The organism is Streptomyces sp. NPDC088762 (genome assembly GCF_044750905.1).
In the GTDB taxonomy this organism is placed as follows: domain Bacteria; phylum Actinomycetota; class Actinomycetes; order Streptomycetales; family Streptomycetaceae; genus Streptomyces.
Genome location: NZ_JBIVKT010000020.1, coordinates 1 through 11355 on the forward strand (window position 1 = coordinate 1; position 11355 = coordinate 11355).

The window sequence follows — 11355 nt, forward strand, 5'->3', positions numbered from 1 at the left end:
CGAGCGCGCAACCACCCTGAACATGTCGAAGCGGGGGCTTCGTGCGCGAGCCGAGGAGACACTCCGGCGGGGCACCGCCCCAAGCCCCGCTCCGGACCCACCCGGAGGACACCACCCCAGCCCCGCCGGCGTTTGAGGCGAACCGGGGTCGGCCCGGGGGATCGGGGCCCCGCCCCCGGGGGCGCCATCCCAGCCCCGCCGGCGTTTGAGGCGAACCCCACCCGGCCCGGGGATCGGGGCCCCGCCCCGGGGGCGCCACCGCAGCCCCGCCGGCGATTGAGGCGAACCGGGGCCGGGCCGGCCGGCGGCGAGCCACAGGCGGCGTACCGTTCAGGCGAGGCGCGGACGGCGCGCCGTCATCAGCCACCCGGAGTAGAACCACCATGCCGCACACCCTGCTGATCACCGGCCCCGGCGGCTCCGGCCGGACCACCGTCGCCGCCGCCACCGCCCTCGCGGCGGCCCGGCAGGGGCGGCGGGTGCTGCTGCTGTCCGGAGACGTCGGGGACCCGGTCGCCGCCCTCACGGGCGAGCCGGGCGAGCCGGCCGGCCCGGCGGCCGAGGTCGTGCCCGGACTGCGGGCCGCCACCGCCGCGCACGGGCTGCGCGTCGCCCGCGTGGACTCCGGCGAGGAGTTCCGCGAAGAGCTCGTCGCCCTCCAAGAACGCGGATCCACGCTCCTCGGCATGGTCGGTGCCCGCCCGCTCGGGGCCGAGGAGCTCACGGAGCTGCCCGGCGCCGAGCAGTTCGCGCTGCTGCGCGCCCTGCGCCGGGCCGCCGCCGCCCCCCGCACCGACCTCGTCGTCGTCGACATGCCGCCGCTCCACCAGGCCCTCGCCACCCTCGCCCTCCCCGCCCAGCTGCGCCGCTACCTCGCCCGGCTGCTCCCCGCCGAACGGCAGGCCGCCCGCGCCCTGCGGCCCGTCCTGGCCCAGCTGGCCGGGGTGCCGATGCCCGCGCAGTGGCTCTACGAGGCCGCCGCCCGCTGGGACGAGGAGCTCGCCGCCGTACAGGCCGTCGTCGAGGCCGACACCACCGAGGTGCGACTGGTCGCCGAGCCGGGGCCGGCCGCCGCCGACGCGCTCCGGCTGGGGCGGCTCGGGCTCGCCCTCCAGCAGCTGCCCGTCGCCGCCGTCGTCGCCAACCGCACCCTGCCCCAGGGCTCCGCCGAGCCCTGGCTCGCCGGGCTCGCCGCCGAGCAGGAGAAGTACGCCGCCCAGTGGGCCGGGGAGGGCCCGCTCGTCCGTGTGCCCCACCTCGGCCGCTCCCCGCGCGGCCCGCAGGACCTGGAGCTGCTCGCCGCCGCCGGCGGTCTCGTCCCGCCGGCGGACCCCGCACCCCGCCGCGCATGGACCGTGGAGGACCGGCTCGCCGAGGACGGGGTACTCGTCTGGGTGGTACCGCTGCCCGGCGCCCACAAGCGCGAGCTCGACCTCATCCGCCGCGGTGACGAGCTGCTGCTCACGGCGGGCCCGTACCGCAGGATCGTTCCGCTCCCCGCCGCACTGCGCCGCTGCACGGTCTCCGGCGCCGCCCTGGCGGAAGACGCGCTCCGCATCCGCTTCACCCCGGACCCGGGCCTGTGGCCGCGCGCGCGGTGATCCCCGTACCGCCGTTCGGGTACCGTCGAAGGTAGCCCGTACCGCACGCACAGCAGCTGCCGCAGGAGTCCGCCATGAGCGAGGCCACCGACCGCCCCACCGACGACGACGCCTGGGCCAAGGCCTGCGCCGAGGACCTCGCCGCCGAGAAGGAGCGCCTGCGCGGGCAGGGCGGAGGGACGCGGGCCGGAGACACCGGGACGGCCGCCGAGGAGCTGTTCAAGCTCTTCGAGGCCGTCGCCGACAAGGTCTCCGGGCTGAACAACCCGCTCTTCGGCGCCGCCGCCCAGGGAGCCGTGCGCCAGTTCGTCAACCAGGCGAAGACCGCCGCCAAGCCCGTCATCGAGCGCAACCCCGAGGTCTTCGACCACCTCGCGGCGGCCGGCTCCGAGCTGCTCGCCGCGTACCGTTCGGCCGTCGAGGGCCACGAGCGCCGCTGGACCCGGAACGACCCCCCGGCCCCCCGCAAGGAGCACGACCCCCGCGACGAAGGCCCTGGTGCGGGCCCGACGGAGCGGATCGATCTCGACTGAACCCCTGCCGCCCTCGGGTACCGTTGGCCGTGGCGGGGTTTGACCGGAAACCGAGGGACTAATGGGACTCACCATCGGCGTCGACATCGGCGGCACGAAGATCGCGGCCGGCGTGGTCGACGAAGAGGGCACCATCCTTGAGACGTACAAGGTGCCCACCCCGCCGACCGCGGACGGAGTCACGGAGGCCATCTGCGCCGCCGTCTCCGAAGTCAGCAGCAACCACACCATCGAGGCCGTCGGCATCGGCGCCGCCGGCTACGTGGACGACAAGCGCGCCACGGTGCTCTTCGCACCGAACATCAACTGGCGCCACGAGCCGCTGAAGGACAAGGTCGAGCAGCGCATCGGCCTCCCCGTCGTCGTCGAGAACGACGCGAACTGCGCGGCCTGGGGCGAGTACCGCTTCGGCGCCGGCCAGGGCCACGACGACGTCATCTGCATCACGCTCGGCACCGGTCTCGGCGGCGGCATCATCATCGGCAACAAGCTGCGGCGCGGGCGCTTCGGCGTCGCCGCCGAGTTCGGCCACATCCGGGTCGTCCCGGACGGCCTGCTGTGCGGATGCGGCAGCCAGGGCTGCTGGGAGCAGTACGCTTCCGGGCGCGCGCTCGTCCGGTACGCGAAGCAGCGCGCCAAGGCGACCCCCGAGAACGCGACGGTCCTGCTGTCCCTCGGCGACGGCACCCCCGACGGCATCGAGGGCAAGCACATCAGCACGGCCGCCCGCCAGGGCGACCTGGTGGCCATCGACTCCTTCCGCGAGCTGGCCCGCTGGGCCGGCGCGGGCCTGGCCGACCTGGCCTCCCTCTTCGACCCGTCGGCCTTCATCGTCGGCGGCGGGGTCTCCGACGAGGGCGACCTCGTCCTCGACCCGATCCGCAAGTCCTTCAAGCGCTGGCTGATCGGCGGCGCCTGGCGCCCGCACGCGCAGGTCCTCGCCGCCCAGCTCGGCGGAAAGGCCGGGCTCGTCGGCGCGGCGGACCTGGCGCGCCAGGGCTGACGCCTCCCCCTTCACGTGACCGTCCGCCGCGCCCCCTGGGGGAGCGGCGGACGTTTGCGTATCTTGCGGGCATGGACCAACAGCTGCTGCCTTCGCCGCCGAAGTCTCGTACGGAGCCGGACGGTTCTGCCGTGATCCGGGTGCTCAGCTACAACATCCGCTCGCTGCGTGACGACGAGGAGGCACTGGCCCGGGTCATCCGGGCGTGCGCGCCCGATCTGGTCTTCGTGCAGGAGGCGCCGCGGTTCTTCCGCTGGCGCAAGCACGCGGCGCGGCTGGCCGCGAAGACCGACCTCGTGGTGCTGGGCGGGGGTGCGACGGCGGCCGGGCCGCTGCTGCTCTGCTCGCTACGGGCCTTCGTGGAGCGGACCGAGGACGTCCTGCTGCCGCGCACCCCGGGGCTGCACCGGCGGGGCTTCGCTACGGCCGTGGTCCGCTTCGGGGCGGCCCGGGTGGGGGTCATCAGCGCCCACCTGTCGCTGGACGCGGCGGAACGGCGGGCCCAGGCAGGTCTGCTCCTGGACCGGGCCGGATCGCTGGACGCCCCGCACGTGATCGTCGCCGGGGATCTGAACGAGGGCCCGGAGGGGCCCGCCTTCGGGATGCTGGCGGCGGCCCTGCAGGACTGTCGGGAGGTGGCCCCTTGGGGCGGCGGCCCGACGTTCCCGCCGGGGGCGCCGGCTCAGCGGATCGACGCGGTCTTCGCGACGGGGGGTGTGGGGGTGCTCGCGTGCGGTGTCCCGGCGGGGCTGGCGGGGGTGGCTCCGGCGGACCTCCTGGCCGCCTCGGACCACCTTCCCGTCCTGGCGGCCCTCCACCTTCCGGCTGCGCCGTAGCCCGTGTGGTGTGGGTGGCAGGGCCGGGCCGGTGCCGGGTGGTTGCCGAGGCCGTGAGCCGGCCTGCGGCCCGGCTTCCTGGGGCTCCGCCCCAGACCCCGCGCCTCAAACGCCGGCGAGGCTGAATGTGGCCCGTGTCGGCCTGCGTGTGCGCGTGGCGCAGTCTTGGGCACGTGGCGAAGTCTTGAGCCCGGGCGGGCTGGATGGCCCGCAGGGCAATCCCGGCCTCGCCGGCGTTCAGAGTCGCCGCCGGAGGCACAGCCGGCCTCGCCGATGTTTGAGGCGCAGGTGCGGGGCGGAGCCCCGGGTCTTCGAGCCGCGCGGCGGGTCGGGCCGCGCCTTTTCCGGCACCGCCGGGCGCGTCGGCGGGTCGGGGCCCCGGATCTTTGAGCCGCGCCGGCGGGTCGGGGCCCCGGATCTTTGAGCCGCGCCGGTGGGTCGGGGCCCCGGATCTTTGAGCCGCGCCGGTGGGTCGGGGCCCCGGATCTTTGAGCCGCGCTTGGAGGCTGGGCCGCGCCTTGTTCCGGCGTCGCCGGGCGGGCGGGTCGGGCCGCGCCCTGTTCCGGGCAGCGCCGGGGCGCGGCGGCGGCGCGGGGCCGGGCGGAGCGCGGGGCACCGGCCGGCCCCGTCGGGGTGTGGGGCGCGGGACCCGGTCCTAGACGACGGCGCCGCGGCCCGGGTCGTCGTCCTCGTCGTCGCCGTGCTGCATGCGGGCGATCAGCGTCGCGAAGCCGCCGAGGAAGCCGCCGATGCCCAGCGTCGTCAGCCACCACGTCATGTCCCACTGCAGCAGCACCGCCACGAGCAGCAGCACCGGCCCCCCGACCACCGCCAGCCACGCGAACTTCGCCGTCGTGTCGGCTTCCGGCAGCTCCGGCTCCGGGGGGACGAAGTGGCCCTCGTCCGCCCGGTCGGCCGGGGTCAGGTCGTCGTCCTTCGGCTCCGCGAGGGAGTGGTCCCGTGGGCCCGGGCCCACGCCCACGCCCGGGGCGAAGACCACCGAGCTGCCCAGCGGCGGGGCGGGCGGCTCGGCCGCCCCCGGCTCCGGCTCCGGCCCGGGCGTGGGCCCCGGCGGCACCGGCTTCACGTCCTCCTCCGGCAGCATCAGGTTCTCGATCGGTCTGAACGGTCTCGCCCCCGGCGGGTCCGGCGGCTCCTGCCCGTACCCGGCGACGATCGCCGCCCACGCCGCTTCCTCGTCCAGCGGCGGCACCCCGCCCGACTGCTCCTCGTGCTCAGCCACCAGCCTCCGCCCCTTCCCTGCCCAGGCTCTGCGCCAGTCGGCCGACGAACGCATAGCTGTCCGCGAAGATCCGCTCCGCGTCATGGTCCAACGTCGCGACGTGGTAGCTCTGTTCCAGCAGCGTCTCCGTGACGTCCGTCGACGAGATCCGGGCCAGGATCCGCGCCGAGTCGACGGGCGGGACGACATGGTCCTGCGGGCTGTGCAGCAGCAGCACCGGCTGCGTCACCTGCGGCAGCTCGGCGTCCACCAGCCGGAAGAACTTCCGCAGCGAGTGCGCGGCCCGGGTCGGGACCCGGTCGTAGCCGACCTCCTCCGAGCCCGGCTTGGCGATGTCGCTGGCGATGCCCGGCGTGGACCGGATGAAGTGCTGGGCCACCGGCAGGGCGAAGGCCAGCGGGTCGTGGACCTTGTTGGCCGGGTTGACCAGGACGAGGCCGCTGATGGCGTCCCCGTGCTTGGCCGCCAGCCGCAGGCTGAGCGCGCCACCCATCGACAGCCCGAAGACGAACACCTGCTCGCACCGGTCCAGCAGTTCCCGCAGCGCGCGGTCCACCTCGGCGTACCAGTCCTGCCAGCCCGTGAGCTGCATGTCCTGCCACCGCGTGCCGTGTCCCGGCAGCAGCGGCAGCGACACCGTGAGCCCCCGCTCGGCCAGGTAGTCGGCCCAGGGGCGCAGCGACTGCGGGGAACCGGTGAAGCCGTGGCAGAGAAGGACGCCGACCTCTCCGCCCTCGTGGCGGAACGGCTCGGCTCCAGGGAGGACGGGCACCAGGGTCTCCTTGATCATGATGTACGTCGAATGGGGGCGTTGCTCTGTGTGACTTCACCGTACGCGACCGGGATGACACCGACCAGGGCCGTAGGGCCGCTGCCCGGGGAGCCAGGAGATATGGTCTGTTCGACAGACACAGGAAGGCTTTCGAGTTGATCTACGGCGCTATGAAGTTCTCCATCGGCGGGTCCTTGAAGCTCGCCTTCAGGCCGTGGGTGGAGGGCCTCGAGAACATTCCCGCCGAGGGGCCGGCGATCCTCGCGAGCAACCACCTGTCCTTCTCCGACTCCTTCTTCCTGCCCGCCGTGCTGGACCGGAAGGTCACCTTCATCGCGAAGGCCGAGTACTTCACCTCGCCCGGCGTGAAGGGCAAGCTGACGGCCGCCTTCTTCAAGGGCGTCGGCCAGCTCCCGGTGGACCGCTCCGGCGCGCGGGGTGCGGGCGAGGCCGCCATCAAGAGCGGCATCGAGGTCATCGAGCGCGGAGAGCTGTTCGGTATCTACCCCGAGGGGACGCGTTCACCCGACGGACGCCTCTACCGGGGCAAGCCCGGCGGCCTGGCCCGCGTGGCGCTGGCCACCGGCGCCCCCGTCATCCCCGTCGCGATGATCGACACCGAGAAGATCCAGCCGCCCGGCAAGGTGGTGCCCAAGCTGATGCGCCCGGGCATCCGGATCGGCAAGCCGCTGGACTTCAGCCGCTACCACGGCATGGACGGCGACCGCTTCATCCTCCGCTCGGTGACCGACGAGGTCATGTACGAGATCATGAAGCTGTCCGGCCAGGAGTACGTCGACATCTACGCGACGGCGGCCAAGCGCCAGATCGCCGACGCCGAGAAGGCGGAAAAGGCGGAGAAGGCAGCCAAGGCCGACAAGGCCGACAAGGCGGACAAGGGCGAGTAGCGGAGCGGCACCGCCCGCGGGGGGTGGGGGAAATGGCGAAACGCGAGCGCGTCGTACGCATGTCGGTCGAGCAGCCGCTGTGGCGTGCCCTGACGGGCTACCGGCTGCTGACCATGCTCTACGCGGTGGGGCTGTTCGCCTCCGCGTACAAGGAGTTCGACCGCCCGGGCGTCGCGGCCGGCTACCTCGCCGCCCTGGCGCTGTGGACCCTCGCCACCCATCGCAAGGTGGCGAACGCGACCAGCTGCACCAAGCGTTTCCTCGGCGCCGACCTCACGGTCGCCCTCGTCGGGATCCTGCTCACGCCGGTCGCCGACACCACCGCGCGCATCGCCGGCGGCGGCCCCACCCTCCCCAGCATCTGGACCGCGGGCTCGGTGCTCGCCTTCGCCATCAAGGGCGGCTGGCGCTGGGCCGGTTTCGCCTCCACCTTCGTGGCCGCGGCCAACATCCTCATCCACGGCGGGGAACCCACCCGGGACACGCTGCACAACGTCCTGCTGGTCTGGGTCGCCTCGATAGCGATCGGCTACGTCGTCGAGGTCGCCCGGGCCAGCGAGGCCACCCTCGCCCGCGCCCTGGAGATCGAGGCCGCCACCCGCGAGCGCGAGCGCCTCGCCCGCGACATCCACGACGGGGTCCTCCAGGTCCTCGCCATGGTCCAGCGGCGCGGCACCGACCTGGGCGGCGAGGCCGCCGAGCTCGGCCGGATGGCGGGGGAGCAGGAGGTGGCGCTGCGCACGCTGGTCTCCACCGGGCTGGTGAACCCCTCCCGGGTCTCCCGCGACGAATCGCGGGGCGCGCTGGTGGACTCGTACGAGGTGGAGGACGAGGGCGAGGACGGTGCGGACGGCGGCGAGCTGGACCTGCGGACGCTCCTCGCGCCGCACGCCGGCTCCCGGGTGAGCTTCGCCGAGCCCGGCACCCCGGTGCCGCTGCCGGTGCCCGCCGCGAAGGAGCTGGCCGCGGCGGTCGGCGCCGCCCTCGACAACGTGCGCAAGCACGCGGGGGAGGGGGCCAGCGCCTGGATCCTGGTGGAGGACTGGGGCGACGAGGTGATCGTGACCGTCCGGGACGACGGCCCCGGCATCCCGGCGGGCCGGCTCGACCAGGCGGAGGGCGAGGGCCGGATGGGGGTGGCCCTGTCCATCCGGGGCCGGCTGCGTGATCTCGGCGGTACCGCCGAGCTGGTGTCCGTCCCCGGGCAGGGCACCGAAGTGGAACTGAAAGTACCCAGGGGGAGGACCCAGTGAGCACACACGAACCGCACGAGATCCGGGTGATGGTCGTCGACGACCACCCGATGTGGCGCGACGCCGTCGCCCGCGACCTGGCCGCCGCCGGCTTCGACGTGGTCGCCACCGCAGGCGACGGCCCCGAGGCGGTCCGCCGGGCCCGCGCCGTCACCCCGGACGTGCTGGTCCTCGACCTCAACCTGCCGGGGATGCCCGGCGTGCAGGTCTGCAAGGAGCTCGTCGGCGCCCATCCCGCGCTGCGCGTCCTGGTCCTGTCCGCGAGCGGCGAGCACGCCGACGTCCTGGAGGCGGTGAAGTCCGGCGCGACCGGCTACCTGCTGAAGTCCGCCGGCGCGCAGGAGCTGATCGACGCGGTCCGCCGCACGGCGGCCGGCGACCCCGTCTTCACCCCGGGCCTGGCCGGCCTGGTGCTCGGCGAGTACCGGCGCCTGGCCACCGATCCGGCGCCGACCGCCTCCGACGAGCCGAAGGCGCCGCAGCTGACCGACCGGGAGACCGAGGTGCTGCGGCTGGTGGCCAAGGGGCTCTCGTACAAGCAGATTGCGGAGCGGCTGGTCATCTCCCACCGCACGGTGCAGAACCACGTCCAGAACACCCTGGGCAAACTCCAGCTGCACAACCGGGTGGAGCTCGTCCGGTACGCGATAGAGCGGGGCCTCGACGACGCTTAGGCGCGGCCGTACGTCGTACTTACGTCCTCGCCTTCCTCGTACGAGTGAACGGGCGTACGCAACGCCTCGCGATTCCACCGGAATTGACCCCTCCAAGGCCCTTGCTGTGACCTGCGTCACCACTAGCGTGACCGTCATGGCGAAGGGAGATGCAATGAAGGTCGGAGTGCTGACCGGCGGTGGCGACTGCCCCGGGCTCAACGCGGTCATCAGGGGCGTCGTCCGCAAGGGCGAGCAGGAGTACGGCTACGGTTTCGTCGGGTTCAAGGACGGCTGGCGGGGCGCGGTCGAAGGCGCCACGGTCCCGCTGGACATCCCCGCCGTCCGCGGGATCCTGCCCCGCGGCGGCACCATCCTCGGCTCCTCGCGCACCAACCCGTTCAAGACGGAGAACGGCGTGCGCGGCATCAAGGAGAACCTCGCCAAGTACGAGGTGGACGCGCTCATCGCGATCGGCGGCGAGGACACCCTCGGGGTCGCCGCCAGGCTGTACGAGGAGTACGGCATTCCGTGCGTCGGTGTGCCGAAGACCATCGACAACGACCTGTCGGCGACGGACTACACCTTCGGCTTCGACACCGCGGTCGGCATCGCGACCGAGGCCATCGACCGGCTGCACACCACGGCCGAATCGCACATGCGGGTCCTGGTCGTCGAGGTCATGGGTCGTCACGCGGGCTGGATCGCCCTGCACTCGGGCCTCGCCGGCGGCGCCAACGTCATCCTCATCCCGGAGCAGCGCTTCGACGTGGACCAGGTGTGCGCGTGGGTGACCTCGCGCTTCAAGGCGAGCTACGCGCCGATCGTGGTGGTCGCGGAGGGTGCGATGCCCAAGGACGGGGACCTGGTCCTGAAGGACGCCACCAAGGATTCGTTCGGACACGTCCGGCTGTCGGGCGTGGGCGAGTGGCTGGCCAAGGAGATCGAGGCGCGGACCGGGAAGGAAGCCCGTACGACGGTGCTCGGTCACATCCAGCGGGGCGGCACGCCGAGCGCCTTCGACCGGTGGCTGGCGACGCGGTTCGGGCTGCACGCGATCGACGCGGTGCGGGACGGGGACTTCGGCAAGATGGTCGCGCTCAAGGGAACGGACATCGTCAGGGTGCCGATCGCGGAGGCGACGGCGAAGCTGAAGACGGTGGACCCGGCGCTGTACGAGGAGGTCGGCGTCTTCTTCGGCTGAGCCGTCAGGCCGTGGCGATCCAGGGGTCGTATGGTGACAAACGACCCCTGGATCGCCGGTTCGACGGAGCGGGAGCAAGCGTGGAGATCCTGGCATTCGGTGTGACCGCCGACGAGAAGCCGCTCCTGGAACAGGCCTTCGCGGGAGAGCACGAGGTCCGCTGCCTCGAAGTCTTCATGACGGAGGACACCGCGCCCATCGCGGCCGGCCACGAGATCGTCTCCTGCAGCGTGAACGCGGACCTGAACGGGCGGGTGCTGCGGATCCTGGCGGCGGGCGGGACGAAGATGATCGCCCAGCGGTCCACGGGCTTCAACAACATCGACCTGGACGTGGCCCGGGAGCTGGGCATGACGGTCAGCCGGGTCTCCTCCTACTCGCCCTACTCGGTCGCGGAGTTCGCGTGGGGCCTGGCGATGGCGGTCAACCGGCGGATCGTCCGCGCCTCGAACCGCACCCGGGACTTCGACTTCCGCCTGAACGGGCTGATGGGCCGGGACATGCGGGGCCGCACGGTGGGCGTCCTCGGCACCGGAAGGATCGGCGAGGCGTTCACGCGGATCGCGCACGGCTTCGGGATGAACCTGCTGGGGTGGGACGTGGCGCGGAACCCGGCGTGCGTGGAGCTGGGCATGCAGTACGTGGACAAGGAGGAGCTGTTCGCGTCCTCGGACCTCATCAGCCTGCACGTGCCGTTGATGGACTCCACGCACCACGTCGTCGACGCGGCGGCGCTGAGGCTGATGCGGGACGACGCGATCCTGGTGAACTCCAGCCGGGGCGGGCTGGTCGACACGGACGCCCTGGTCACCGAGCTGAGGGCGGGCCGTTTCGCGGGGGTGGGGCTGGACGTGTACGAGGCCGAGGCGGGGGTCTTCTTCCTGGACAAGTCGCTGGTGGCGGTGGAGGACGACACGTTGGCGCGGCTGGTGACGTTTCCGCATGTGGTGGTGACCTCGCACCAGGCGTATTACACGAGTGACGCGGTGGGTCAGATCATCGACACCACCGCCGCCAACGTGGCGGACTACTTGGCGTCCCGCCGCTCCGAAAACACCCTGGTCCCACCCCCTCCGCCCTGACACCTGCTCCCTGGCTGCGGGTTGCGGGTTGCGGGTTGCGGGTTGCGGGGTTGCGGGGTTGCGGGCTGGGGCTGCGGGCCACCGGTCACGGGTGATGCCGCTGCGCGGAGCCGGTCCCCTACCCGCCCTTCCACCGTTCCCCGGGGCTCCGCCCCGGACCCCGTTCCCGGGGGCTCCGCCCCGGACCCCGTTCCCGGGGGCTCCGCCCCGGACCCCGTTCCCCGGGGCTCCGCCCCGGACCCCGTTCCCCGGGGCTCCGCCCCGGAC

At 73.3% G+C, this 11355-nt stretch carries 11 protein-coding genes; 9 read left to right on the forward strand and 2 right to left on the reverse strand.

The features are described 5' to 3' along the window. Window positions 1-383: 383 nt before the first annotated feature. From ACIP5M_RS31590 to ACIP5M_RS31605, 4 genes are all read left to right on the forward strand, one after another. Window positions 384-1601 (forward strand): ArsA family ATPase, encoded by a 1218-nt coding sequence (locus tag ACIP5M_RS31590; protein ID WP_401203140.1) that lies wholly within the window; start codon window positions 384-386, stop codon window positions 1599-1601. A 74-nt stretch (window positions 1602-1675) separates the two neighbouring features. Next, window positions 1676-2134: a DUF5304 domain-containing protein gene (locus tag ACIP5M_RS31595; RefSeq protein ID WP_401203142.1), complete on the forward strand. Its 459-nt coding sequence runs from the start codon at window positions 1676-1678 to the stop codon at window positions 2132-2134. 61 nt (window positions 2135-2195) lie between these two features. Then, window positions 2196-3137 (forward strand): ROK family glucokinase, encoded by a 942-nt coding sequence (locus tag ACIP5M_RS31600; RefSeq protein WP_401203145.1) that lies wholly within the window; start codon window positions 2196-2198, stop codon window positions 3135-3137. A gap of 71 nt (window positions 3138-3208) precedes the next feature. Then, complete coding sequence (locus ACIP5M_RS31605) at window positions 3209-3973, forward strand: endonuclease/exonuclease/phosphatase family protein (protein ID WP_401203147.1); 765 nt, start codon at window positions 3209-3211, stop codon at window positions 3971-3973. Between the two features lie 655 nt (window positions 3974-4628). Here ACIP5M_RS31605 and ACIP5M_RS31610 read toward each other — a convergent pair. Further along, window positions 4629-5216: a hypothetical protein gene (locus ACIP5M_RS31610; RefSeq protein WP_401203150.1), complete on the reverse strand. Its 588-nt coding sequence runs from the start codon at window positions 5214-5216 to the stop codon at window positions 4629-4631. Then, a complete protein-coding gene (locus ACIP5M_RS31615) occupies window positions 5209-5988 on the reverse strand; it encodes an alpha/beta hydrolase (RefSeq protein ID WP_401203508.1) in 780 nt (259 codons plus the stop codon). Before ACIP5M_RS31615 ends, ACIP5M_RS31610 begins: the two co-directional genes overlap by 8 nt. A 170-nt stretch (window positions 5989-6158) precedes the next feature. Between ACIP5M_RS31615 and ACIP5M_RS31620 the strand changes: the two genes are divergently transcribed. The 5 genes from ACIP5M_RS31620 to ACIP5M_RS31640 all read left to right on the forward strand — a co-directional run bounded on the left by ACIP5M_RS31620 (window position 6159) and on the right by ACIP5M_RS31640 (window position 11088). Then, the gene (locus ACIP5M_RS31620; RefSeq protein ID WP_401203511.1) at window positions 6159-6896 is read left to right on the forward strand and encodes a lysophospholipid acyltransferase family protein; all 738 of its coding nucleotides are present in this window, start codon (window positions 6159-6161) and stop codon (window positions 6894-6896) included. A gap of 32 nt (window positions 6897-6928) precedes the next feature. Then, a complete protein-coding gene (macS, locus tag ACIP5M_RS31625; protein ID WP_401203152.1) occupies window positions 6929-8149 on the forward strand; it encodes a MacS family sensor histidine kinase in 1221 nt (406 codons plus the stop codon). Between the two features lie 29 nt (window positions 8150-8178). Next, window positions 8179-8823, forward strand: coding sequence for a response regulator (locus ACIP5M_RS31630; protein ID WP_401203514.1), 645 nt, complete (start codon window positions 8179-8181; stop codon window positions 8821-8823). A gap of 154 nt (window positions 8824-8977) precedes the next feature. Next, a complete protein-coding gene (locus ACIP5M_RS31635; RefSeq protein ID WP_401203517.1) occupies window positions 8978-10006 on the forward strand; it encodes a 6-phosphofructokinase in 1029 nt (342 codons plus the stop codon). A gap of 80 nt (window positions 10007-10086) precedes the next feature. Further along, complete coding sequence (locus ACIP5M_RS31640; RefSeq protein ID WP_401203155.1) at window positions 10087-11088, forward strand: 2-hydroxyacid dehydrogenase; 1002 nt, start codon at window positions 10087-10089, stop codon at window positions 11086-11088. The last annotated feature ends 267 nt before the right edge of the window (window positions 11089-11355 follow it).

Excerpts from the sequence above, each read along its gene's own strand:
- ACIP5M_RS31590 (WP_401203140.1), top strand. The coding sequence starts at position 384 with ATGCCGCACACCCTGCTGATCACCGGCCCCGGCGGCTCCGGCCGGACC.
- ACIP5M_RS31595 (WP_401203142.1), top strand. The coding sequence starts at position 1,676 with ATGAGCGAGGCCACCGACCGCCCCACCGACGACGACGCCTGGGCCAAG.
- ACIP5M_RS31600 (WP_401203145.1), top strand. The coding sequence starts at position 2,196 with ATGGGACTCACCATCGGCGTCGACATCGGCGGCACGAAGATCGCGGCC.
- ACIP5M_RS31605 (WP_401203147.1), top strand. The coding sequence starts at position 3,209 with ATGGACCAACAGCTGCTGCCTTCGCCGCCGAAGTCTCGTACGGAGCCG.
- ACIP5M_RS31620 (WP_401203511.1), top strand. The coding sequence starts at position 6,159 with ATGAAGTTCTCCATCGGCGGGTCCTTGAAGCTCGCCTTCAGGCCGTGG.
- macS (WP_401203152.1), top strand. The coding sequence starts at position 6,929 with ATGGCGAAACGCGAGCGCGTCGTACGCATGTCGGTCGAGCAGCCGCTG.
- ACIP5M_RS31630 (WP_401203514.1), top strand. The coding sequence starts at position 8,179 with ATGGTCGTCGACGACCACCCGATGTGGCGCGACGCCGTCGCCCGCGAC.
- ACIP5M_RS31635 (WP_401203517.1), top strand. The coding sequence starts at position 8,978 with ATGAAGGTCGGAGTGCTGACCGGCGGTGGCGACTGCCCCGGGCTCAAC.